Genomic DNA, 22,513 nt, shown 5'->3' with positions numbered 1-22,513 from the left:
TCGATCTGCAAACCGTGCGGTTCATGCGGCTGCCGTGTGGTGCCGCTGGGTTTCACACATGATCGGACCAAACCGATTCCCATGACAAACGCATTTTTTCGCTTGATTAACGCGCTGCACGCACGAATCCCGCGTCTGCCGGAAAGGCATGGAAACACGCGTTTTCAGGCGGTCGCTCGTGACTTGGCGCGCTGACGGGTGCCGCCGCGCGCCCGCACGAGCAGATCGAAGAAATGCTGCGCAGCCACCGGCAGCGGCCGGTTCTTGCGGCGGATCACACCGAGCGTGCGCACCACGCTCGGGCCCGTCACCGGAATGCTGACGAGCGAGCGATGACGGTCGCGCGGCAGCGCGAGCTTGGGCACGATGCCGATGCCAAGTCCCGCTTCGATCATGCTTACAAGCGCAGGAACGTGCTGCACTTCGCAGAACCAGCTCGGCTGCCGCACTGCATTGGCGAGCGCGCTGTCGATCAGCGTCCGGTTGCCGCTGCCTTGCGCAAGCAGCATGTAGTCCGGGTACTGTGCGATCTCCGCCCAGCTCACCGAGCGCTTGCCCGCCAGCGGATGATCGCGCTGGCAGGCAAGCACGAACGGATCCTGCAGGATCGGTGTGAACTCGATGTCGGGTTCCTGCGTGCCAATATAGGTGAGACCGAAATCGGCTTCGCCCCGCGCCACCGCGAGGAATACGACAGACGACGTTTCATCGATCAGCCGCACGCGGATGCCGGGATAGGTCTGGTGATAGGCCTTGAGGGCATTGGGAAGAAAGAAGCTTACCGCCGACGGCACGCAGGCGATGGTGACGAGTCCCGTCAGCCGGCGTCCTAGATCCTCCATGCCGAACAGCGAGCTTTCCAGTTCGGCGAGCACGTTGCGCGCCTTTTCGACGAACGAGCGGCCCGCGACTGTCAGTTCCATCTTGCGCGTCGTACGTTCGAAGAGCCGCACGCCCAACGCCGATTCGAGCTTTTCCACGCGGCGCGATAGCGCGGACGGCGAGATGTTCAGCGAGTCGGCGGCGGCGCGAAAGCTGCCGAAATCGGCGGAGGCGACGAACGCACGCAGGTCGGACAGATCAAAGTTCATTTTGCTGGTCTATCGATGAAGGGGCATGTGTGTGGCACGGCCGGTGTAACGCTGCCCGATATCAGCGACCACGCGCTACCCCAATCCCGCCAAGCATAAGATCGATTCCAACGAGAAAATCGACACGGTCGTCGTGAGCGCTCATCTGTCTCGCAACGCTGCGGGTGAACGGGTATTCATCCGGATCGAGCTGAGACCACACAGTCGACACCTCCTCCAGAAAGTTGGTTCTATCGAGGCCTTGCTCGCGAGCGAAATGCGTATTCGCCGCGTTCTGCCCACCGACACCAAGGATGTAGCTCAGCAGCGCGGACACCGTCGCCCACCGCTCTTCGTCTGGCACGCCAAGAGCGCGCAACGGCTGGCCGATGCGTTCGAGAACGCGCACCATCGGCAACTGCCCGGGGGCACGTGTCAGTGCTGAGCCAACCCAGGGGTGCGCGTCGATCGCGTCGAACATGGCAAGCGCGAGCGCGCGAATGGTTGCTTTCGGCGTCGCGTCATCCACAGGCGCGCTCATCGTGCGAGCGACGATGGCGTCGCACGCAGCGGTCAGCAGATCGTTCTTGCTGGCGATGTGCCAGTAAATGGCACCGGGACCCGTGGCAAGCCGCTCGGACAGTGCGCGAAACGTCAAGCCCTTCTCTCCGCTGCTGTCGAGAAGCGCGATCGACGCCTCGACGATTCGATCCGGAGACAGCGAGTCTTCGCGCCGTTGAGTGCCACGTGCCTTTTTACCCTGCCTCATCTTGACACCTATGGAATGTCGTTCCAATATTACTCTGGAATGACGTTCCAGTGAGTGCCCGCAGCTTGCGGCCACCTCCGGCTATCGAGGAATCAGGATGAATACTTCAGTTGCGATCGTCGGCGCGGGGCTCGGCGGGCTGACTCTTGCCCGCGTTCTCCACGTCCATGGCATCACTGCGACGATCTACGAAGCGGAAGCCTCGGCAAACGCGCGGGCGCAGGGCGGCATGCTCGATATCCACGAAAACAACGGGCAACTCGCGCTCAAGGATGCGGGCCTCTTCGATCAATTCCGCGCAATCATCCACGCCGGCGGTCAGGCAACACGCGTGCTCGACAAGGACGGCAATGTCCTCTTTGAAGAGCCCGACGACGGCACAGGCGGTCGGCCTGAGGTTCCGCGAGGCGAGCTGCGCAGGATTCTGCTCGACTCCCTTCCTGCTGGCACGGTCCGCTGGGGACACAAACTCACAGCGGTGTCCGCACTCGGCGATGGACGGCACGAGTTGACCTTTGCCGATGGCGCAACGGTGTCTACCGACCTCCTCGTGGGCGCCGACGGCGCCTGGTCAAGAGTGCGCCCGCTTCTTTCCGACGCCAGGCCGGCATATGTCGGCACGTCATTCATCGAGACGTACCTGTTTGACAGCGACACACGTCACAAGGCGAGCGCGGAAGCGGTCGGCGGTGGCGCGCTGTTCGCGCTGACACCCGGCAAAGGCATCGCCGCGCACCGCGAACCCAATGGGGTGCTACACACGTACGTGGAGTTGAACAAGCCCAAGGAGTGGATCGACAGCATCGACTTCTCCGACCCGGCGACTGCCTTGGCCCGCGTCGCCGAAGAGTTCGACGGTTGGGCGCCGGCACTGAGAGCGCTAATCACCGATGGTGAGACCGCCCCGGTGCCGCGCGCGATTCATGCGCTCCCGGTCGAGCACAGGTGGGCGCGTGTGCCCGGCGTGACGTTGCTCGGCGATGCGGCGCACTTGATGTCGCCGTCTGGCGAAGGGGCCAACCTCGCCATGTTCGATGGCGCTGAACTCGGAAAGGCCATCGCCGCCAATCCAGGTGACATCGAGGCCGCTCTTATTGCGTATGAGAAAGATATCTTTCCTCGCAGCGCGGCCGAAGCTGTCGAGTCGGAAAGAATCCTGAACATGTGTCTTGGCCCCAACGCACCCGAGGGCCTGGTTGCCATGTTCACCGGTTATGAGGCCATCAGGTAATCACACGCCTTCCCTGCTCCTACCTCGCATTCTGGCGCGTGCCGTGGCGCAGCTTGCGTGATCCAGCCGGACAGGCGGCGCGTCTTCCAAGGTGCCCGCGGAAGCGAACAGGTACGGCCGAGTCGTGTAAACTGTCTCCATGTCCGAACCTATCGATTACCTCAATCCCGCTCTTCCTTCTGGGCTCCGCCGCGTGTCGATGCCCGTGGTTGACGCGACTCCGTCGACACTTGAAGGCTTTGGCAAGCTTGTCGAAGACCCGCGTGAGTGCTCAATCGAAATCGTGCAATGGCCGAGGGTGGGTTCAAGACCCATCGACGCGGACACCGGTGATCAGGCAGGCACGACCGAGGGCGTTTTCGTGAGCGAGTGGCGTGGCGACATTCTCTACGGTCGAAACGAGGCTGTAGGCGGTCACTATGTCCTGGCATACGCAACAGAACCAGAAGCGGCCCGCGAAGACAATCCGAATGCGCCGGAGCGCATGTTGCTTTGGCATGCGAACTATCATCCTGACGGCGGGCAACTGTTTTTCCCGCTGGACCACCGCCCCTTCTACATTCCCTTAGCGTTGCCCGGGGATGACATTGCACCAGAGAAATTCGTGTGCTTTCGCTTCGACGGGCAACAGGGCCTCTACATTCATCCAAACATCTGGCATGAAGGCGTGTTCACGCTTGGCGGCACGCAACGTTTCTTCGACAAACAGGGTGCCGTCCACGCACGGGTGTCTGTCGAATTTGCCCAGGAGTTTGGTTGTCTCCTCGAAGCGCCCATCCGCTGAGACGCCTAAGGGTAAGCCTTTTACCGCGGCGCCTGCCCGCCGCGGCAAAAGAGCCATGCCTTCTCACTCACGAGAGTTTATCTAACGTGAGATCTCAACTTATATGGTTTGTCAGCTGATGCCGGGATAGATATCCTGTTTGCCATACCCTTGGCTACAAATCTAAATGCTTAGTTATGCTGGCGGTTTCGTTCTGCTTGCCGCCCTGCTTCACGCGAGCTGGAACGCGATGCTGCATGGCAATCGCGACCGGTTCCTCTCCATGACGTGGATGAGCATCGCCATCGCGGCAATCTCCACGCTCGTCGTCCTGTTCGTACCGCGGCCAGCCCGCGCGGCGTGGCCGTACATCGGCGCATCGGGACTCGTTCATATCGTCTATAACGTGACGCTCGTGCGGTCATATCGCCGCAACGATCTGGCGCAAGCGTATCCGGTCGCGCGCGGCTCGTCTCCGCTGCTTGTCACGCTCGGCGCAGCACTCTTCGCGCACGAAGCGATCGGCCCCTTGCACGCTATCGGGATTGCGATGATCTCCGGTGGCATCATCGCAATCGCGCTGCAGGGCCAACACGTGTCACGCGCAGGTGTGCTGGCTGCGCTGACAACAGGCGTGACAATCGCGGTCTATACGGTGATCGACGGCATCGGCGTGCGCTTATCCGGCGGCCAGGCGCTCGCCTACACCGCCTGGATGTTCATGTTCTATTGGCTGATGCCGGTGCTGTTCGTCGCGGTGCGTGGGCTCACGGCGCTGTGGGAGCCGGTGCGAGAGGCGCCGCTGTCCGTCGGTTCGTCGCTAATTGGCGGTGTGGTATCGATCGCAGCGTATGGCATCGTAATCTGGGCACTGCAGTCGGGCGCGATGGGTGCGGTGTCCGCGTTGCGCGAAACCAGTGTGGTATTTGCAGTGCTGATAGGGCGAGTATTCTTGCGGGAAACGGTAAGCGCAAAGCGCTGGCTCGCATGCATGATCGTCGCAGCCGGGGCGATTTGTCTGGGGCTTTAACCCAGCACGATTCAGATCTCGCTCAACACGGCCAATGACGAGCTATAACCTGCTGACCGTCGAATTCAATCACTGGCGTGCGCTGTGGCACGACCTGGTTGCGGCGCGCTCGATACAGGAAGCGGTGGGCTATGTAATCCGGCCACCTGGGTGGCAGCCCGATAACAAGGGGGAAACGACCGAAGATTTACGGCGACGCGCAGAAGGACGGTCGTTCGGAATAGAGCAACCGTAGTGTGCCTTGATTGCATGAGTATGGGGCGCCGCACGCCCACTGCCCTGCGCTTACAGATACGTGCAGACGTAGTCCAGCGTTTCGGTCACGTCGATATCGAAGCGGCTCTTGCCGGGCACCGAGAATGTCTCGCCCGCACCGTATGTCTTCCACTCGTCACTGCCTTCGAGGCGAATGCGGCATTGGCCGGCCTGCACTTCCATGAGTTCCGGCGCGTCGGTCCCGAAGTTGAGCGTGCCGGGCAAGATCACGCCAAGGGTCTTGCGGGTGCCGTCGGCGAAGAGAACGGTATGCGAGACACATTTGCCGTCGAAGTAGACGTTGGCTCGTTTGATAACGGAAACTTGATCGAATTGCGTTGCGGCCGACATGGCGTTCCTCTGGGTAATCGTGAATGGATGCGTTGACGTTGGGCGGCCCCGATGCGCGGGCTTTCTAACGGGCGCAAGCCTGTCATGATACAGGCCCCGACGCCGCCCAGAAAACTAGTCGGCCAAGCGCCAGCGACCAGACTCCGGGCACACCGCGACACGTTCGCCGTTCAGGCAAACCTGCTCTGTGTCCAGTTGCAACGCGGTCGAAGGGTCGATATCGAAGTCGACCTTAAGCGCGTGCGCTACGTGGATATCTTCGATGGGTAGCTCCCAGGTCAGGAATATCTGCTCCCAATCCTGATCAGGCGTGAAATCAGGCACATTAAAACCATTACTGCCGCGCGGAATTACGCCATGCGGCTGGCATGTGTCGAATATGACCGCCGTTCCGCGGGTTAGAGGAATACGAAGGTCCAAAGAGGGAAAATGCAGGTCCAGCCCTTTGTCCTCACTCAGGAAGAGATTGCAAAAGGCCGCGCTGCCATATTGCTCACCGTCATAGTGATAGCGCGCACCGCGGCTGGCCATGAGGGCTATGTCACTAGACGCCAGCACTTCGGGCAATCCAAGCGAGGACGTCCAGTCGAACATCGCCTGCACGCAGCGCGAGTAATCGGGCCAGCGGGCACGTGCCCGCGCTAAAGGCATGACTTCGACGTCGCCGGGCTCCAGAACCATGCGCGACGATATCTCCCTGTCCCAATCCGCAAGCAGACGCACGGGCGGCACGGGCACGTCGATCGTGTCGAATAGCACGATGTCGCTAACGCGCCGGCTGCGGATAGCGTCGCCGCTCCAGAAATAGGAGGTCAGCATGTCTTGCTCTCGATGCGGATGCGGGACATGGTTCATCGAAGCATTGTAACGATTCGACAGGACCTTTCAGGCCAAAGCGACCGCCATCCATCGGTTGCTGACTGTGGATCAAACCGGCAACTGGAACACCGCCACCACATCGCTCATGCGCGTGGCCTGCTCCTCGAGCGAAACGGCTGCGGCCGCCGCCTGCTCGACCAGCGCTGCGTTGCGCTGCGTAACTTCATCCATCTGCGAGACGGCTTTGTTGACCTGCTCTATGCCGTCGCTCTGTTCTTCGGACGCAGCCGCAATCTCGGCCATGATGTCGGTCACGCGGCGCACCGCGTCGTTGATCTCCGTCATCGTCTTGCCAGCGCGACCGACCAGCTCGGTGCCGTTCCCCACCCGGTTGACCGACTCGCTGATGAGCGTTTTGATTTCCTTGGCCGCCGATGCGCTGCGTTGCGCCAACGTACGCACTTCGCCCGCCACGACCGCAAAGCCCCGTCCCTGCTCACCTGCTCGCGCCGCTTCGACTGCCGCGTTCAACGCGAGGATATTGGTCTGGAAAGCAATGCCCTCGATCACGCCAATGATGTCGGCAATCTGCTTCGAGCTCGCGTTGATCTCGTCCATCGTCGTCACGACCTTTGAAACGACGTCGCTGCCTTCGTGCGCAACACCGACCGCGACCCGCGCGAGATCGCTCGCCTGACGTGCATTGTCGGCATTCTGGCGCACGGTCGAAGTCAGCTCCGACATGCTCGAGGCGGTCTCTTCGAGCGAAGCCGCCTGCTCTTCGGTTCGCTGCGACAAATCGGTGTTGCCCGCAGAGATCTGCGCGGTCGCCGTGGAGATGGATTGCGCTCCGTCGCGCACAGAGACCATCGCCTCCCTGAGGCGGGACTGCATCATGCGCAGGTCTTGCAGCATCTGACCCATTTCGTCGCGCGAACGTACCTCGATGTGCCGGCTGAGGTCGCCATCGGCAATCGCGCGGAAGTGGTGCATGGCCTCATCGAGCGGGCCTGCAATCGATTTGCGCAGCGCATGCCATGCGAATGCAGCCATCGACAGCCCGATCAGAAGACCGACCGCGGCGAGCGCGAGAATCGTGTGGAAACGATCCTGCGCGGTGTCGTACCGGCTGCGTGCCTGATCCGCCTGCATTCTCTCGAGCTCCGCGGAACGGTCCGTGATTTCGTTGAACGGCGCCGTCATCTTGTTCGAGATCAGATCGGCCAGTTGCGCGGTGTCTCGCCGGTCGATCGCGGCAAACACCTGGGCAACCGGCCCGTTCATGGCAAGCGTCCGCTTGGCTTCGACCGCTTCGGCCAGCTGCTGCTCTTGCGGCACCGAGGGTAGCGCACGGTAGGTCTGCCAGGCCTGGTCGCCGATCGCAAACTGCTCGCGTGCGCGAGTTTCGAGGCTTGCGACATCCGGACGATCTGGCTGAGCAGCAATCCGGTCCAGCACCAGCCGGCCGCGCGCATAGAAGAAATTGAACTTGCCGATCGCAATCGCCGACGCGAGTTCGTTGGAATAGAGCTCCTTCTGATCTGCGTTGCTCAGGGCAATGCCAACCACGCCCAGCACAGCGCCAATCGTCATGAGCAAGCCGAGGAAGCCCATCGCAAGGGCGAGACGGGCGCGGATCGTGATGTTGGAAAACATAGACGCCTCAAGGCACAGCCAGCGGAACAGGAAAACGTCGCACCGGAAAGGCGCGCGCGGTCATTGGGGTTTACGGCAATAGAACGGGAAAATGAAGGCGAGATTCGAACTTCAGGTGTTCAACGGGCTGAGAACGGCGTAGCAAAAGCGTAGTAACAGCGTCGTCACCATGTTACGGCCCGTTGCAGGACGCGTGATGGGTCCTGCAACGGGCCATCAGAAACGCTTGCGCCGGCACGATACGGGATGACCGTGCTGGCGTCCTTCGGTCATTGCATCGGTCAGTGCGCCTGGGCCGTGTCGCTCAGCAACTGCACCAGGTATGGCTTCCACACTTCAGGATGAGCGAGGGTCTGGTGGCCGTAAGAATGCGCAGTCTCGGGTATTTCGACGTACCCACCGTTCGGCACCGCTTTCATCTCCCGTTGCATGACGCCTAAGTCCGCGGCGTTGATCAGATCGTCGGCAAAGTTGACGGCAAACAATCGCGCGCGAATCTTCGACAGATCAGGCGCCGGGTTGTAGTCCCACGACGATTCGAACCAGTACAGCACGTCGTTGGCGTCGCTCTTCTGGGCGTTGTCGACCAGCGTATCGTACAGATGCGTGGCCGCGTCGCGATCCGGAGCTTCGCTTTGCATGCGAGCCGGGTTGTTGGTGAAAATCGTGAAGACCGGCATCACGCGAGTCCATTGGGTGGGCGGCACGGTGTAGTCGCCGCCCTGCCAGCCCGGGTCGTTGCGAATCGCGCCGACGATCATCTGCCGCCAGAGCCAGTTGCGGCCGGCCATCGGGATGGGTTGGCTGGCAATCGGCATCAACGCATCCGCCATCTCCGGGTAGCGCTCGCCCCACATCCACGTTTGCATGCCACCCATCGACGTGCCGAGCACCAGGCGCAGATGATGAATATGCAAACCCTCGACGAGCAAACGATGGTTAGCCTCGACGACATCGCCATAGCCGTAGTGCGGAAATCTCGCGTGCATGCCATCGCTCGGCTTGCTTGAACCGCCTCGGCCCAGGCCATCGGGCATCACGATGAAGTACCGGCTCGTGTCGAGCGGTTCGCCGGGAGCGAAGAGTTCCTGGCGCATGGTCGGCGTGAGGAAAGCTTTGCCGGTGCCGGTGGTGCCGTGCATCAGCAGCACCGCGTTGTCGATCTCGCCGTGCGCATCGCGCCGTGGCGTGCCCAAGGTGGCATAGTGGATATGAATATCCGGCAACGTAGCGCCGTCGGCGAAGTGGAAGTCGTGTTCGGTGAAATCGGCTGCCTGTTCGGAAGCAGGTTCAGTTGTCGCAGCGTGGGCCGGCACGAGGCCGGTCAGTACGAACATTCCTGCCGTGGCCAGCAGGGATGTGAAGCGAATCATAGCGGTGTCCCGTCGATTGTGCGGAAGGAGAGAATATCGTAACTGCGTGACGTCGTGCTCTGCCGGCTGTGCTGCCTCGGCGAGCAGCCTACGACGCGTTTGAAAGCCTTGCCGAACGCGCTTTCGGACTCGTAGCCGAGCGATGCGGCGATGCGGGGAATGGAGTCGTCCGGATTCTTCAGCCGGTCGCACGCCAACAGCATCCGCCAGCGGGTCAGGTACTCCATTGGGGACGTCCCCACGGTCTCCTTGAAACGCAGCGCGAAACTCGAACGTGACATGCCTACGCGAACAGCCAGCGACTGCAACGTCCACGGATGCCCCGGATCATCGTGCATGCAGGTGAGTGCTGCGCTTAGCTGTTTATCCGCCAATGCGAAGAGCCAGCCCACGCCTGCATTCGCCTTATCGCCCAGATGCAGGCGCAGTGCCTGAACCAGCAACATGTAGGCGAGTTGCTGGGCGATCAACGATCCTCCAGGTTGCCGATCGCGCATCTCTTCGGTCATGCGCTCGAGCGACCAACGCATCGCCGCCCTGTCCGATTCCTTGCGGATATGCACGATGGTCGGCAACGAGCCCAGCAGCAACTCGGTGTGGCCACCAGTGAGGACAAAGTGGCCGCCGACCAGATAACACCCTCCGCCTTCGCTGCTAGCGGGATTGCTATCCAGGCCGCCTGTTACCCGCAGTTGTGCGAAGTCGACAGGCTTCGCCGAAGGGTCAGTGGCGAGACAGAAAGGCGGACCCGGCGGCAGCAAATAGCAGTCGCCAGCAGTGAGAAGCACCGGGTCGGCAACGCCATCCACGGATAACCAGCATTGACCGGAGGCTACCGCATAGCACTTGATGCCTTCATGTCGCGGCCATTGAATCGCCGTGTTGGGCTTCACTGCGACGCCCCCCGATACAACGCTCCGAGGTTTCAGCAGGGACAACAGGTCTGAGAGCGGATCCATGAGATTCCCGGACGATCGATCCAAAAATGCGGACTATATGACATTGATCGTATCACGGGCGACGCCTACATTAGGCATCGTTGGACTGCGACTGCAGCCCTTAACCTACGTAAAGGCCAATTCATCATGCGTATTTTTGTTACCGGTGCGACCGGCTTTCTGGGTTCCGCCATTGCCCAGGAACTCATCAATGGCGGCCATCAGGTACTCGGACTGACGCGATCGGAGGACGGTGCGCGTTCGCTCGCCGCGATCGGGGCCGAAGTGCACCGTGGCGATGTCGAGGATCTCGACAGCCTGCGCCGCGGCGCGGGTATGGCCGACGGTGTCATCCACACTGCCTTTAATCACGACTTCACAAGGTTCGCTGCGAACTGTGAAGCAGACCAGCAAGCTGTCGAAGCAATGGGCACCGCGCTGCTCGGCTCGCAACGCCCTCTCGTCATTACCTCCGTTTGCATGTTGGGTACCTCTGCGCCAGGCAAGCCAGCAACGGAGGACTACACGAATCCCGACCACCCGAGCCCGCGTAATGCGTCGGAATTAACTGCGATTGCTCTGGCACAGCGTGGCGTCCACGTATCGGTGGTGCGGCTTCCGCAAGTCCACACTCCCGTCAAGCAAGGGCTCATTACCAATCTGATTCAACTGGCTCGAGAGAAAGGCGTTTCTGCCTACGTCGGCGACGGGCTTAACCGTTGGGCTGCAGTGCACCTCAGCGATGCGGTCCGTGTCTATGTGCTGGCGATGCAGAAAAACGTAGCGGGCAGCCGATACCACGCGGTCGACGAAGAAGGTATATCGCTGCGGACGATTGCCGAAACCATCGGTCGAGGTCTAAACGTACCGGTAAAGAGCATTGCCGCTGAGGAGGCACCCGCACACTTCGATTGGCTCAGTCCATTCGTCAGCCGCGACATGCCCGCATCCGGCGCGCTTACGCAGGAACGACTTTCGTGGCAGCCGAAGGGGCCGGGACTGATCGCCGATCTTGAAGCCATGAACCATGAATAGAAGTTGAATATTTGGTAACGTGAGCCCTGGAAAAATCCGTTACCAAATATCACCCTTCGAATCAGGAGGGTGATAAATTATTAACGCAGAATAAAACGGTATAGAGAGATACCACGACATTGCTTTGATTTGGCGCACGCGTCCAACTAAAGCAATTCAAAAATATAACAGCAGGCTTACAACCAAGAAAAATGAAAAACATCAATCGACCAGGGATAGCGATCGCGGTTACTTTGTCAGTTCTACTGATAGGGTGTGGTGGGGGAGGTGGAGGTAGCAGTTCATCTTCGACTGCGGGCCTGAGTGCGGATCAGAAAGCATTCGAACAGTTTGCGCTGGCGCCGAATGCCTCATACAACGTTCAATGGTCATTGCCAGCCTCAGGCACGCCGGTAAACGGCACTAACTATCTGATTGAATCGCATGCGTCGACGGCCGCGTCTCCGTCCACCGGCACACAACCGCTGAACGGCACTCCGTCGACGTCGCTTGCCGCCACGTTAAGTGTTCCGACCACCTTCGACAATGGCCGCTACCTGATCAACGGTGCAATAGTCGTGGGCTCCGGATCGCTTAACACTGCGAGTTTCCAGGGCACCGGCATCGTGGTCGACGCTCTTGCGACCGATGGCGTGACGGTGGTAGCAAGCCAGCTGCGCAGCAATCTTTCGGTGGTCCCCTTGAGCGGAGCCGTCGCGGCCGCTCCGACCGCTCTGGCGCAATGGTTCAATGCGCTTTACTACAACGCATCGCTACTCAGTGCATCGGCCGTCTGGGGCACTGGTTCCGCATATCTTCAATACACGGCGACCGAAGTTGCTGATACCTATACGGTTGTCGATTACGCCGGTTCTACAACGGGCAATACGCCCGATCCAGTGGCAGGCGGTACGACCATCGCGGCTTTGATGGCTGCAGGAGGCATTGTCTCAAACGATGACGGCACGACCTACACGCTGACCAATGGCAGCGTGTCGTCGATCAACGGCGTGACGACGTATGTGTCTTCGGCGGTGCGCCCTAACCTGACGACACCTACCTACAGGACCTTTTACCAGCTCAACGGCAATGTCTATGAGGGTAACTTCGTTAAGGCGGGAACCGTATTGGGCGGCAGCGTGTACCTGGTCGCGGCACCCGGTACGTCCACCGGCTATACACTCAATTACTCGCACCAATATCAGATTCGCCTGAATGCCGCTGCCGTCGCCAGCTTGCGTACAGCGGTGACGTTTTAAAGGGCGGCCTCAGCCGCCGCTCAGTTGAACGGCTCGCAAAACGACACCTTGCCGCGTAGCGCGTTGCCTGCGGCGGCAGGGTCCTATCCTGCCGGCAACGAATGTCCGGCGTTCTACCACGCGCAAAGTTGCTTTGTAATTCAGGAGATATGCGCGCCCTCGCTGCCACTCTACTATCCGTGCATAGGTCCGATCGCCGGACGATGTCTCTTACACGATAAAGGAGTTAGCGATGGAAAATTCACCCGCCAACGGCGTATCTAACTCTTTTGTCGTGATGCATCCACTCGATCCTGAAGACGGCAAGATCATCGCGATGATGCGAGCCGGCGCCAGTTCCACCAAAGGGGTGAGGCTGGGGATCGAAGCGCGCGGGGCCTTCGATGCCATGATGGAAAGCGTTTTGCCGCACGAAAACGTGACGTTCGAACACGACGCAGTGGGCGGCGTCCCAGGCATCTGGGTGATTCCTGAGCACTGTCGGCCGGGCGAGGCGATCCTCCATTTGCATGGAGGATGGTTTAACTTCGGCTCCGCCAACGCATTCCGCCATCTTGTCGCGCATATCGCGGCGAGAAGCGGAGTAAGGGCCTTCGTTCCGGACTATCGGCTGGCTCCCGAGCATCCGTTCCCCGCAGCCGTCGACGATGTGCTGGCCTGCTATCTCGGACTTGGCGAAAGAAACATCGAGCGGATTGCTATCACTGGAGACTCGGCCGGCGGTAATCTCGCCCTGATCCTCGCCTCGCGCATCGCCGGCAACGACGTCCCTGCGAAGGCGACGCTTGTTGGCGTGGTTGCCCTGTCACCCGTTACCGATCTGACGCTCTCGGGCGCCACCTACGAGACACGCGCAGACGCCGATCCGCTTTTCACGCGCGCTCAAGTGTCCGAACTTGTGCATTCCTATTTGCGTGGCGCCGATCCCAAACATCCCCACGCTTCGCCGCTCCATGCACCGTTGAGCGGTTTACCTCCCGTTCGCGTTCACGTGGGAGACGATGAAGTGCTACTGGATGACTCACGTGAATATGTCCAGGGCGCCTTCGCCGCAGGTATCGATGCACGGGTCGATGTCTGGATGGGGATGCCACACGGATTCCACGGCAGGATCGGAACGTTGAAGGCTTCGGGAGAGGCTCTCGAGGCTATCGGTGTGTTTCTCGGAGAGAAGCTGCAATCGGGAATCTGATCAAGCCGTTTGCGCCAAAAGCTGCGCATCCCGCTTGGCCGCATACATCCGCTGATCCGCCAGCGAACACAGTTGATCCAGCGTTCCGGCGTCTTCTGGAAAAAGCGCGATGCCAATGCTTGCGCCCAGTTGGACCTGCTCGCCCGACACCTTCGCAGGCGCCATCAAGCTATCCTGCAGGCATTTGGCGATACTGACAGCGGCGTCCCGATTCATCGGGCACTCAAGTAGAAGGCTAAATTCGTCGCCACCGGTCCTCGCCAGCGTGTCGCCGCTTTGGACGCAGCCAGCGAAGCGACGGGCGACATCCTGCAACGCCAGGTCGCCGGCACGATGGCCGAATCTGTCATTGATCGACTTGAATCCATCCAGATCGATCGCCAGCACAGCGACCCTGACGCCTTTCTGCTGTGCCCGCGAGAGCGCCGCACCCAGTCGGCTTTCGAATAGCCTTCGATTTGGCAAGCCGGTCAGCTCATCGTGGTCCGCCAGATGTTGATTCTGCTTGAGCTGATTTTCAAGCAGCAACATGATCATGCCGACCGCAACCAGGAACTTGGGCAGATTCCACATTTCGACGTCGAACTCAACTTTGGGCAGCCAGAGGTCTGTGAGCAGCCCCATAGGAAAAACCGCCGCCCAGGTCAACAGCCCGACGAACGTGACAATAAAGCCACCGGTGCGCGCCTTCAGCATGAACCAGCACTGAATGCAGCAGTACAGGTAGGCGGCGCAGAGCATCGTCGCTGTCTGCACGCCCAGGGTTGCGGGGAGCATTTCACAAAATAACAGGGCGACGGCTAGAGCAATGTCGAGCACTACCGTTGTAAGGCGCGTGGTGGTTCGCTGCGCAGACGGAAGGACGTAGAAGATGGTCAGCGGGACCAGCGCGAGCAAGGTCGCAACAACCATTCTCGGCGGCGCAGGCACGCCGGGCCAATCCGCAAGGCAGATGTACAACGTGTAGACGAGCGCACGGCTCCAGAACATGAGCCGGCTACTCCAATGCCGAGGCTCCGCGTCCATTGACCAGCAGAAGAGCTGCGCACACCAGATGAGCGCGGCCGTGCCGATTGCATCTGCCGCTGCGCCCCAGGCTCCGGGCAACGCAAGAAACGAATACGCGGCGAAGTGTATTTCGATGCAGATCCAGCCGCGCAACCAAAGCCGGGTCATGGTCGAGCCGGCAGGCCGTGCGACCGCTACAAATGCGTAGATCAGTAATCCGACCGAGAACAGATCCGGTAATTCTCGCCAGGACATAATGCCTCAGAAATCTCGTTCACCGTTGCGATGCGGCACCTGAAAAGAAGCCCATGAAAGTTAGCGACCGCTACGTGAATTAACGGCAGGCGAAGAACATTCTGAAGGAATGATGTCAGTCGCGCGTATTTATTGGCAATTTTGATATTTCTGCGCCACGCCTTATTCTTCCCTGCTGCGGCGCAGGCTCGACGCATTCGGCTATCAAAAACCCTTCAAGCCTCAGCTTCCCGTGCCGTTAGCACAAGGAGCGTATCCAAAAAAAAAGGCTGCGCGCCCTCGCGGAATACACACCACCGACAAACATTTGAGTGAGGTTGAGGTTTGGCGTTGCACGACGAACGAGCGTCTTCCGATGGCTGACGCATCCGCACGCGAAAATCCGGCGGAGAGCACCGCGCTGGCTGCTCCGGCAATCGATGCCCAATTGCGGGCGGTGAGGAACGGCAGCCAGCCATGGGCCGAAACGTGGGCCTGGTATCGCGCGGGCGAGCAGTTGCACCTTGCCGGCCACGGCGATGCATCGCTCGACTGGCCGCAAACCATCGCCGAACAGGGTCTCGTAAAACTCTGCGCTGGCCGGGGGTGGCTACGCTTTGCCACGGGCCGCGGCGAACGGGTGCTCGGCTGGCTCATTGCGCCAGCCGCATTTGCTGACGACGAATCCCTGCAGGAATTCGCCCGGAGTCTGGGCGAACGCGCTCAGACCGACGCCCTCGCGCGTGCCCAGAACACGCAGCGCGTGCTGTATGAAATCGCCTATCTCGCGAGTTCGGTGCCTGATCGCGCAGAGTTCCTGAGGCGCGTGCACGAGCGCCTCGGTACGCTGATCGACGCCGAGAATTTCTACCTGGCGCTGTACGACCGCAAAAGCGGCAAGATCACTTACCCGTACTATGTTGACGTGATCGACGCCGATGTCATCGAAGCGGAAAACTTCGACATTCTCGATCCTGCGCGTCCGTCGATGACTGCCCAGGTGCTGACGACCGGTCAGCCGCTTTTCGTCGATGCTGCGACGATCCGCGCCGGAAAGGACGCCGGTATTTTCTACCCGATCGGCGACTGCCCCGAGTTCTGGATGGGCGCGCCGCTGAAGAATGCTTCGGATGAAGTCTTCGGCATGCTTGCGATGCAGGTGTACGACGTCTCGCGGATCTACAGCGCCGAGGACCGCGAGCTCTTCCTGGTGGTAGCGCGGCACGTAGCCATGGCATTAGACCGGATCCTGCACCGCGCCGATCTGGAGGAACAGGTCGCGCGTCGCACCTCTGAACTCTCGCAGGTCAATGCAGCGCTGCGCGAAGGCATCGCCCAGCGCGAGCGTGCGGAACACCTGCAGGCAACGCTCTTTCAGATCGCAGAGCTTTCGAGCCGCCCCGGAGACATGGTGGGATTCTTTGGCAGCCTGCACCAGATCGTCGGCGAGCTGCTCTACGCGCACAATTTCTACATCGCACTCTTTGATGCGGAAACCCAGACCGTTTCCTTTCCGTACTACGTCGACGAACATATCCACGAGCCACCGCCACCGCGCTTTGGGCGACGCGGCCTTACCGAATACGTGATCCGCGAGCGTCGCCCTTGCCTTCTTGACGAGGACGGCGCATTACGCCTGATAGCCGAAGGCGAGATCGAAACGAACACTTCAGAAGTGCGGCTTCGCTCGTGGCTTGGGGTACCGCTGTTCGATGGTGATGACGTACGCGGAGTGCTCGCCGTACAAAGCTACGCGCCACTCGTTCGTTACTCGCAGCGCGATCAGGAACTGCTGACGTTCGTGTCGCACCATATCGACACCGCGCTGTCCCGCCGGCGAGCCGCCGATGCCCTGCATGCGGCGAACGCAGAACTCGAATCCCGCGTTCAGATTCGCACGCGGGAGCTCGACAACGCCAACGCGCGCCTCGTGCATGAAAATTTGCACGACTCGCTAACCGGGCTGCCGAACCGGAGCCACCTGCTCCAAAGGCTGCAGACCGCATGGAGTGCCTATTGCGAAACGGGCAGCCAACTGACGGTGATGTTCCTTGATCTTGATCGCTTCAAGATCGTGAACGACAGCCTCGGCCACCACTGCGGAGACATGTTGCTCGTTCAGGCGGCGGATCGCTTGCGCGGCTGCCTGCGTTCGACCGATCTGCTGGCGCGTCTCGGCGGCGACGAATTTGCAATTCTCTCGCCAGATGCTCCGTTGAGCGATGCCGTTTTCATTGCGGAGCGCATACTCGCCGCATTCGATCTGCCGTTCGATATTGACGAGCATGCGGTTTTCTCTTCGTGCAGCATCGGCATTGTGAACGCCGACTGCCAGTACCACAACAAGCCAGCCGACCTCCTGCGTGACGCCGATATCGCGATGTATCGCGTGAAAAGCGCAGGCCGCGACAGCTATGTCGTGTTCAATCACGAGCTGCGAAGGGAGGTGCTGGATCAGGTGGAGCGCGAAGGTGCGCTGCGTAATGCGCTTAAACGCGACGATGAACTGCTGCCGTATTTCCAGCCCATCGTCGACGTCGCGACGGGCGACGTTGTCGCGCTTGAAGCGCTGATTCGCTGGCGGCAGCCGGATGGACGGATTGTCAGTCCCGGCGAGTTCTTGCCGCGGTTCGAAGGCTTGCGGCTAATCGGGCGACTCGACCTTTACATGCTTACCCGCGTCGCCATCATTTTGTCGGCGCCGGAGCGCGCGAACTGGCCGCCCGTCCACGTAAACTGCTCGAGCTTTAGTATCACGCGGCCTGAGTTTGCGGACGACGTGCTCGCGCTGTTGCACCGGCACGGTGTCTCGCCCTCGCGCGTGTGCCTTGAATTGACGGAAGGCGCGCTCGTTGCCGAACCCGATCTCGCGCGCAGCACGATGCAGCGTCTCGCAGATAACGGCATGTCTGTTGTACTCGATGACTTCGGCGCCGGATTCTCGTCGTTGAGTTATGTTCACCAGTATCGCTTCAGCGGTCTGAAGATCGACAAGTCGTTTATCCTCGAACTCACCGCGAGCGCCCGCAGCCGTGCAATTGTCACAGCGATCGTGCGAATGGCGGAATCGCTCGGTCTGCCGGTCGTCGCAGAGGGCGTCGAGGATGCGGGGACACTCGCGATACTGCGGGAAATGGGCGCTGCCCAGGCGCAGGGGTATTTCTTCGATAAGCCGATGCCGCTTGATGCTCTTCCGGGTTTGTCGAACCGTGAGCGCGGCACGGGCAAGGTTGCGAAAGCGTCGGCTTGCTAGCGCTCTGGGCTTTGTCGGCCCCCGGCTGATCACGTGGACGCGGCGGATGTAGCGGAATTGTGCGAGCTTATCGAGAGCCATGCCACGCGACATCAGCGCAGACTTCTAACCTGGCTTGCCGTGACATCCCCGTCAAACCGGTTGCCGAAATGGGTTCTCGTGTAGTTGACGACAGCAGCAACCTGATCGTCACTCATCGCGTCGCCAAAAGATGGCATCCCCTTTCGGCCGTGCAGTACGTTGACGATGACGTAGGGTGCCGCTTCGACCGCCGGATTGTCAGCGAGCGCCGGATAGTGACCCGCGCCCTGTGCGCCTTTTCCATCCGGCATATGGCATCCCGCGCAGGTAGCGTTGTAAAGCGCTTCGCCGCTCGTTTCGGTGAAGCGGTAGCCAGGCGAAAGCGTGAAGGTGCGTGGCGCGTCCTGCACCACCGCCTGAGCCGATACCTTCGCGGCTACCATCAGCAAGGCCATCAACATTACGCCGGAGATCGACCACGGCCTATCCATTGACGATTCTCCGATGCAACCGGGTGATCGCATCCAGCGACGACAACACCGCGCCTTCCTGCCATGCCGGGATATGGGAAGCGTGCTCTCCGGCAAGGACGATCCGTCCGTCGATCTGGCAGAGATTCTCGTAGTGCGCCTTTCTCAACGCATCTGTCCAGGCGGCGAAGCAGCCATTCGTGAACGGCGATCGGCTCCAGCTCATTGCAAAGCCGTTCTGGTACTCGCTCGCATATTGCGGATGAATCTGGCTACCCTGGCTCAATGCCATGGCGATCCGTTCCGCCGGGGGCAGCGCACCCATCTCATAGCTGGCGGGTCCCCACATGTAGGCGCCAAGCAGTACCGCAGGACCGGTCGATCCGTAACCTGTTGCCGGATAGCCGATCGTCGAGATCGGCAGGTCGGTGTAAGTGATGCCGCCGTAGATCTGCTCGTCTTCTTCCCAGAATCGCCGGCGGAATTGCAGCCCGATTTTCACCGATGTCTCGTAGGGCACCGCATCGATCGCGGCACGCATGGTCGGGCCGACCGCCATGTCGATCTGACTCAGAATCGAGAGCGGGATGGTGCACACCAGCCAATCCGCGCGCGCGTTCCGTTCGGCTCGAGTGACCGTGTCCGTGTAGCGCACGCTGACGCCTTGCTCGTCCTGAGAGATGGCCGTGACTCGGGCGTTAAGCACTACAGCGCTCGCAACCTGCGAATAAAGCGCATGGGCAATCCTGTCCATGCCGCCAACGGGCTGGAAAATGGTGCTCTGAAAGTCCTGCTCGTTCCCGGACGAGAGCCATTGCCACAGACGGGATGCAAGCAAGGGATCGCGCGGGAGCAGATTCGACGGCACGGCCTTGGGCATCAACCCACCGCCATGTGCGGTCGCGAATCCGCGGCGTTCACTGCTTCGCTGGTTCGGTTGATAGACACCATGCCGATCGAGCGCACCCCATTGGCGCAAGGATTCGAGTAGTAGATGCGCATCGTCGGCTGACAACGCATCATCGAGTGCTTCCTTGTGGATTGCTTTGGAAAGCAACTCGGCGATATAGCCTTGATAGTCGGTCTGCACCTCCCGGAATCGTTGCGGTTTGCCGCCGAAAGCCTCCGTCGAATGCAGGTATGCGTTGTAATTCACCTGGATGAATGGCTCGAGCGGTACCTTCAGGCGTTTGGCATAGTCGAGCACGCCCTGGTGGTGATACGGAATACGCCAAGGCCCTGGGTTCAGGTAAAGCCCGTCTGCGAAATCGCAGTACTGGGAGGCGCCGCCGAGTTCTGTATAACGATCCCCACCCCTAACGGTCCAGGCCCGACCACCCGCACGGTTGTTGTACTCAAGCACCTGCACCTGGTAACCTGCGTTCCTCAATTCAAACGCTGCGACGAGGCCAGCCATGCCCGCGCCGAGCACGAGAATTCGTGTTCCTTTGGGCGCGCCATCAAGTCTGATCGGTCCGGCGTAGGTCGAGGTGGCGGCGAACCCCAACGAGCTCATGCCCTGCATCATGGCGGCCGCGCCGAGGTTCTTGCCGATCAGCGTTAGCAGTTGCCGGCGGCTTATCGCATTGGTGGTTGTTCTCGACATAAGGGCGGGCGCAATGCGACTTACGCAGATTCCCTCTGGCTATCAAATTGCCGGCGAGCCGCTGTGACTGCAGCGTGATTCTCGTCGGCCCATTGAATCAAAACGTTCAACGCCTCGAACATCGAATGACCGAGTTCAGTCAGGCTGTATTCGACGCCCGGTGGCTTCGTGGGAAAGACCTCGCGATTCACGTAGCCGTCGCGTTGTAGCTCATGAAGCGTCTGTGTAAGCATTCGCTGCGAGATGTCCGGCACCAACCGGCGAAGTTCACCGAATCGATGTGGGTGCTCGGCCAGCGCCAACATCAGCAGCGAACTCCAGCGCCCGCTGATGATATCGATGACGTCGCGCACCGGGCAATTCGCCAAAGGACCGAATTGGGTCCGGGCCTCCTCCAGCCTTGTCTTGAGATCGCCAATCGACGGCTTGGTGGTTCCCATTTGGTAACTATCTCCTGAAAAACTGCCTTCTTTACGGAAGAGCGCAGACGCCTGATTATCGAGGCGCTCTCAAAACGAGAGTAACACTCAGAATGAGGCTAGTCCATGAGCGACACCATTTTCGTCACCGGTGCATCCGGTCAACTCGGCCAGCTTGTTATCAAGCATCTGCTTGCGCGCGGCGTAACGCGCGACCGCATCATCGCCGGCACCCGCAGCCCGGAAAAGCTTGCCAACCTCGCGGCAGCGGGCATTGAGGTTCGCAAGGCGGACTTCGAAGACCCGCAAGGCCTGACCGCAGCGTTCAAAGGCGTCGGCACCGTCCTGATCATTTCCACAGATGCGCTGGATGGGGTAGGCACACGATTGAAGCAGCATCGCAATGCGGTCTCGTCAGCCGTCGAGGCGGGGGTCAAGCGTCTCGCCTATACGTCGATGCCCAATCCAGGGAGTTCTTTGCTGACCTTCGCACCGGACCATCTGGAAACCGAGCGGACCATCAAGGCCACCGGTATGCCGTACGTGATTTTCCGAAACAGCTGGTATCACGAGAACCTGCTCAGGTCGCTCCCCAACGCGCTGAAAAGCGGGCAATGGCATACAGCGGCCAAAGGTGGGAGAACGTCGTACGTCGGAAGGGAGGACATCGCTGAAGCGATCGCCGCAGCGCTGGTCACGACAACCTCAGATAGCCGGACCTACACACTGACTGGGTCTGAAGCGCTGTCCACCGAACAGATCGCCGACCTCGCTCGCCTGGCTACAGGCAAGCCGCTTGCCGTCGTCCATGTGTCGGACGAGCAACTCGTCACGGAACTGAACGCGGCTGGTGTTCCGGGCGTGTTTATTTCTGTATTGGTGTCAATCGAGGCAGAGGTTCGGGCTGGCAATCTTTCTATCGTCACGAACCATCTCGAATCGCTCATCGGCCGCTCTCCGAAGCGGCTTGCCGACTACCTGGAAGAGGCCAAGGCCACCTATGCAGTTTGAGCGTCTTCCTGCGCTGTAGCCGGACGTCAAGGGTTCGCTTTGGGAAATGCGTGGCTTGACTGAACGCTCCGAAACGATCACGTCGCCCAGCCAGCCGGCTTCGTTCGACAAGTCGGGCTACCTGTGCACGAGTCCGGGTGGGCAGGTGGGGTTGCGCTGCCGAGGCTAGCAATGCATGTCAGCACGCCCAGCAACGTGCGCGATTTCTCTGGAATTACACGAACTGGGCGTCTTTCGGAAAACTAATCGCAACGATCAATTGTTGTCATGCGCATAGCCATCCGATGTCGTATCGACACTCACGCGGATAAGTACCCCGCTGCTCCCAGTCACACCACCGCCCTGGAAAGTAAGGGAGCCCTCTTTCTTGTAAAAGGTTTCAAAACGATAGGCATCCTTTCCAAAATAGAACGGGATAAATGCCTTGCCTGTAGTGTAAGTGTGAGAATCATTAGGCATGCCGATCAAGTCCTGGACTTCCTTCTGCCCCATACCAATCCGAAGTTTCGCAAACTTGCTGTTCTTCGAAGGCGTACCGATAATTTCGCCATTGATTTGGCCGACACGGACCTTCTGGATGGGGCGGCCATCGGCAGTTGAAGATAACTGCTGGTTGTTTGCTGCTGTAGACGCTGAAGCTTGCGGTTGTGATGAAGCTTGCGGTTGTGACGAAGACTGTTGCAGCGCCGAGCAGCCACACAGTGCCGTTGCAAGACCGATAGCGACGATAATTTTCGTATTCATGAAATTCCCAGTTTTTATTATTACAGT

Annotated in this window: 20 protein-coding genes; 8 read left to right on the top strand and 12 right to left on the bottom strand. The window is 60.1% G+C overall.

All coding sequences use genetic code 11. The annotated features are described in order from the left end of the window. Window positions 1-164 precede the first annotated feature (164 nt). Together P3T17_RS31125 and P3T17_RS31120 are read right to left on the bottom strand one after the other, a co-directional pair. Window positions 165-1,091 carry a LysR family transcriptional regulator gene (locus tag P3T17_RS31125; protein ID WP_074267334.1) on the bottom strand — a complete coding sequence of 309 codons (927 nt, stop codon included), beginning with the start codon at window positions 1,089-1,091 and terminating at the stop codon, window positions 165-167. A 61-nt stretch (window positions 1,092-1,152) separates the two neighbouring features. Then, the gene (locus P3T17_RS31120) at window positions 1,153-1,839 is read right to left on the bottom strand and encodes a TetR/AcrR family transcriptional regulator (protein ID WP_429410484.1); all 687 of its coding nucleotides are present in this window, start codon (window positions 1,837-1,839) and stop codon (window positions 1,153-1,155) included. Between the two features lie 97 nt (window positions 1,840-1,936). Between P3T17_RS31120 and P3T17_RS31115 the strand changes: the two genes are divergently transcribed. The 3 genes from P3T17_RS31115 to P3T17_RS31105 all read left to right on the top strand — a co-directional run bounded on the left by P3T17_RS31115 (window position 1,937) and on the right by P3T17_RS31105 (window position 4,863). After that, on the top strand, window positions 1,937-3,070 hold the full coding sequence (locus P3T17_RS31115; RefSeq protein WP_429410482.1) for an FAD-dependent oxidoreductase: 1,134 nt from the start codon (window positions 1,937-1,939) through the stop codon (window positions 3,068-3,070). A gap of 139 nt (window positions 3,071-3,209) precedes the next feature. Further along, complete coding sequence (locus tag P3T17_RS31110; protein WP_074267331.1) at window positions 3,210-3,854, top strand: ureidoglycolate lyase; 645 nt, start codon at window positions 3,210-3,212, stop codon at window positions 3,852-3,854. A 166-nt stretch (window positions 3,855-4,020) separates the two neighbouring features. Beyond that, window positions 4,021-4,863 carry an EamA family transporter gene (locus tag P3T17_RS31105; protein ID WP_429410480.1) on the top strand — a complete coding sequence of 281 codons (843 nt, stop codon included), beginning with the start codon at window positions 4,021-4,023 and terminating at the stop codon, window positions 4,861-4,863. A 285-nt stretch (window positions 4,864-5,148) separates the two neighbouring features. Here the strand turns inward: P3T17_RS31105 and P3T17_RS31100 are convergent, their stop codons facing one another. The 5 genes from P3T17_RS31100 to P3T17_RS31080 form a co-directional block, all read right to left on the bottom strand. Continuing rightward, window positions 5,149-5,469, bottom strand: a complete 321-nt coding sequence (locus P3T17_RS31100; protein ID WP_074267329.1) for a pyrimidine/purine nucleoside phosphorylase — start codon at window positions 5,467-5,469, stop codon at window positions 5,149-5,151. A gap of 114 nt (window positions 5,470-5,583) precedes the next feature. Continuing rightward, window positions 5,584-6,288, bottom strand: a complete 705-nt coding sequence (locus P3T17_RS31095; protein WP_429410478.1) for a hypothetical protein — start codon at window positions 6,286-6,288, stop codon at window positions 5,584-5,586. A 108-nt stretch (window positions 6,289-6,396) separates the two neighbouring features. Continuing rightward, entirely contained in the window at window positions 6,397-7,944 is a 1,548-nt protein-coding gene (locus P3T17_RS31090) for a methyl-accepting chemotaxis protein (RefSeq protein WP_074267327.1), read from the bottom strand. 281 nt (window positions 7,945-8,225) lie between these two features. After that, on the bottom strand, window positions 8,226-9,317 hold the full coding sequence (locus tag P3T17_RS31085) for an alpha/beta fold hydrolase (RefSeq protein WP_429410476.1): 1,092 nt from the start codon (window positions 9,315-9,317) through the stop codon (window positions 8,226-8,228). Beyond that, window positions 9,314-10,276: an AraC family transcriptional regulator gene (locus P3T17_RS31080; protein WP_429410474.1), complete on the bottom strand. Its 963-nt coding sequence runs from the start codon at window positions 10,274-10,276 to the stop codon at window positions 9,314-9,316. The genes P3T17_RS31085 and P3T17_RS31080 overlap by 4 nt, the downstream gene beginning before the upstream one ends. A 126-nt stretch (window positions 10,277-10,402) precedes the next feature. Between P3T17_RS31080 and P3T17_RS31075 the strand changes: the two genes are divergently transcribed. From P3T17_RS31075 to P3T17_RS31065, 3 genes are all read left to right on the top strand, one after another. Beyond that, the gene (locus tag P3T17_RS31075; RefSeq protein WP_429410472.1) at window positions 10,403-11,290 is read left to right on the top strand and encodes an SDR family oxidoreductase; all 888 of its coding nucleotides are present in this window, start codon (window positions 10,403-10,405) and stop codon (window positions 11,288-11,290) included. 371 nt (window positions 11,291-11,661) lie between these two features. Further along, window positions 11,662-12,528: a hypothetical protein gene (locus P3T17_RS31070; RefSeq protein ID WP_254368966.1), complete on the top strand. Its 867-nt coding sequence runs from the start codon at window positions 11,662-11,664 to the stop codon at window positions 12,526-12,528. A 232-nt stretch (window positions 12,529-12,760) separates the two neighbouring features. Beyond that, complete coding sequence (locus tag P3T17_RS31065) at window positions 12,761-13,720, top strand: alpha/beta hydrolase (protein WP_429410469.1); 960 nt, start codon at window positions 12,761-12,763, stop codon at window positions 13,718-13,720. Here the strand turns inward: P3T17_RS31065 and P3T17_RS31060 are convergent, their stop codons facing one another. Next, window positions 13,721-14,983, bottom strand: coding sequence for a diguanylate cyclase domain-containing protein (locus tag P3T17_RS31060; RefSeq protein WP_429410467.1), 1,263 nt, complete (start codon window positions 14,981-14,983; stop codon window positions 13,721-13,723). 355 nt (window positions 14,984-15,338) lie between these two features. Between P3T17_RS31060 and P3T17_RS31055 the strand changes: the two genes are divergently transcribed. After that, window positions 15,339-18,215: a sensor domain-containing phosphodiesterase gene (locus P3T17_RS31055; protein WP_429410465.1), complete on the top strand. Its 2,877-nt coding sequence runs from the start codon at window positions 15,339-15,341 to the stop codon at window positions 18,213-18,215. A 92-nt stretch (window positions 18,216-18,307) separates the two neighbouring features. Here P3T17_RS31055 and P3T17_RS31050 read toward each other — a convergent pair whose 3' ends face one another. From P3T17_RS31050 to P3T17_RS31040, 3 genes are read right to left on the bottom strand one after another with little or no spacing between them, the layout of a single operon-like run. Then, window positions 18,308-18,727, bottom strand: coding sequence for a c-type cytochrome (locus tag P3T17_RS31050; protein ID WP_429410463.1), 420 nt, complete (start codon window positions 18,725-18,727; stop codon window positions 18,308-18,310). Then, a complete protein-coding gene (locus P3T17_RS31045; RefSeq protein WP_429410461.1) occupies window positions 18,720-20,312 on the bottom strand; it encodes an NAD(P)/FAD-dependent oxidoreductase in 1,593 nt (530 codons plus the stop codon). The genes P3T17_RS31050 and P3T17_RS31045 overlap by 8 nt, the downstream gene beginning before the upstream one ends. 20 nt (window positions 20,313-20,332) lie before the next feature. Next, on the bottom strand, window positions 20,333-20,752 hold the full coding sequence (locus P3T17_RS31040) for a winged helix-turn-helix transcriptional regulator (RefSeq protein WP_429410459.1): 420 nt from the start codon (window positions 20,750-20,752) through the stop codon (window positions 20,333-20,335). Window positions 20,753-20,857: 105 nt separating this feature from the next. Here P3T17_RS31040 and P3T17_RS31035 point away from each other — a divergent pair, with 105 nt between their 5' ends. Next, window positions 20,858-21,742, top strand: coding sequence for an SDR family oxidoreductase (locus tag P3T17_RS31035; RefSeq protein WP_429410457.1), 885 nt, complete (start codon window positions 20,858-20,860; stop codon window positions 21,740-21,742). 255 nt (window positions 21,743-21,997) lie between these two features. Here the strand turns inward: P3T17_RS31035 and P3T17_RS31030 are convergent, their stop codons facing one another. After that, a complete protein-coding gene (locus P3T17_RS31030; protein WP_429288857.1) occupies window positions 21,998-22,486 on the bottom strand; it encodes a hypothetical protein in 489 nt (162 codons plus the stop codon). Window positions 22,487-22,513 lie beyond the last annotated feature (27 nt).

This window comes from Paraburkholderia sp. GAS82 (genome assembly GCF_050436285.1).
GTDB classification, from domain to species: domain Bacteria; phylum Pseudomonadota; class Gammaproteobacteria; order Burkholderiales; family Burkholderiaceae; genus Paraburkholderia; species Paraburkholderia phenazinium_B.
Note: the sequence above shows the minus strand (reverse complement) of the source record. Positions and strands in the feature narration are given on the sequence as shown.

What these genes read in the sequence shown, in the direction of transcription:
- P3T17_RS31075 (WP_429410472.1), top strand. Translation starts at nt 10,403, where the DNA reads ATGCGTATTTTTGTTACCGGTGCGACCGGCTTTCTGGGTTCCGCCATT.
- P3T17_RS31090 (WP_074267327.1), bottom strand. Translation starts at nt 7,944, where the DNA reads ATGTTTTCCAACATCACGATCCGCGCCCGTCTCGCCCTTGCGATGGGC.
- P3T17_RS31085 (WP_429410476.1), bottom strand. Translation starts at nt 9,317, where the DNA reads ATGATTCGCTTCACATCCCTGCTGGCCACGGCAGGAATGTTCGTACTG.
- P3T17_RS31115 (WP_429410482.1), top strand. Translation starts at nt 1,937, where the DNA reads ATGAATACTTCAGTTGCGATCGTCGGCGCGGGGCTCGGCGGGCTGACT.
- P3T17_RS31040 (WP_429410459.1), bottom strand. Translation starts at nt 20,752, where the DNA reads ATGGGAACCACCAAGCCGTCGATTGGCGATCTCAAGACAAGGCTGGAG.
- P3T17_RS31095 (WP_429410478.1), bottom strand. Translation starts at nt 6,288, where the DNA reads ATGCTGACCTCCTATTTCTGGAGCGGCGACGCTATCCGCAGCCGGCGC.
- P3T17_RS31110 (WP_074267331.1), top strand. Translation starts at nt 3,210, where the DNA reads ATGTCCGAACCTATCGATTACCTCAATCCCGCTCTTCCTTCTGGGCTC.
- P3T17_RS31080 (WP_429410474.1), bottom strand. Translation starts at nt 10,276, where the DNA reads ATGGATCCGCTCTCAGACCTGTTGTCCCTGCTGAAACCTCGGAGCGTT.
- P3T17_RS31125 (WP_074267334.1), bottom strand. Translation starts at nt 1,091, where the DNA reads ATGAACTTTGATCTGTCCGACCTGCGTGCGTTCGTCGCCTCCGCCGAT.
- P3T17_RS31105 (WP_429410480.1), top strand. Translation starts at nt 4,021, where the DNA reads ATGCTTAGTTATGCTGGCGGTTTCGTTCTGCTTGCCGCCCTGCTTCAC.
- P3T17_RS31035 (WP_429410457.1), top strand. Translation starts at nt 20,858, where the DNA reads ATGAGCGACACCATTTTCGTCACCGGTGCATCCGGTCAACTCGGCCAG.
- P3T17_RS31065 (WP_429410469.1), top strand. Translation starts at nt 12,761, where the DNA reads ATGGAAAATTCACCCGCCAACGGCGTATCTAACTCTTTTGTCGTGATG.
- P3T17_RS31100 (WP_074267329.1), bottom strand. Translation starts at nt 5,469, where the DNA reads ATGTCGGCCGCAACGCAATTCGATCAAGTTTCCGTTATCAAACGAGCC.
- P3T17_RS31055 (WP_429410465.1), top strand. Translation starts at nt 15,339, where the DNA reads ATGGCTGACGCATCCGCACGCGAAAATCCGGCGGAGAGCACCGCGCTG.
- P3T17_RS31050 (WP_429410463.1), bottom strand. Translation starts at nt 18,727, where the DNA reads ATGGATAGGCCGTGGTCGATCTCCGGCGTAATGTTGATGGCCTTGCTG.
- P3T17_RS31045 (WP_429410461.1), bottom strand. Translation starts at nt 20,312, where the DNA reads ATGTCGAGAACAACCACCAATGCGATAAGCCGCCGGCAACTGCTAACG.
- P3T17_RS31120 (WP_429410484.1), bottom strand. Translation starts at nt 1,839, where the DNA reads ATGAGGCAGGGTAAAAAGGCACGTGGCACTCAACGGCGCGAAGACTCG.
- P3T17_RS31060 (WP_429410467.1), bottom strand. Translation starts at nt 14,983, where the DNA reads ATGTCCTGGCGAGAATTACCGGATCTGTTCTCGGTCGGATTACTGATC.
- P3T17_RS31030 (WP_429288857.1), bottom strand. Translation starts at nt 22,486, where the DNA reads ATGAATACGAAAATTATCGTCGCTATCGGTCTTGCAACGGCACTGTGT.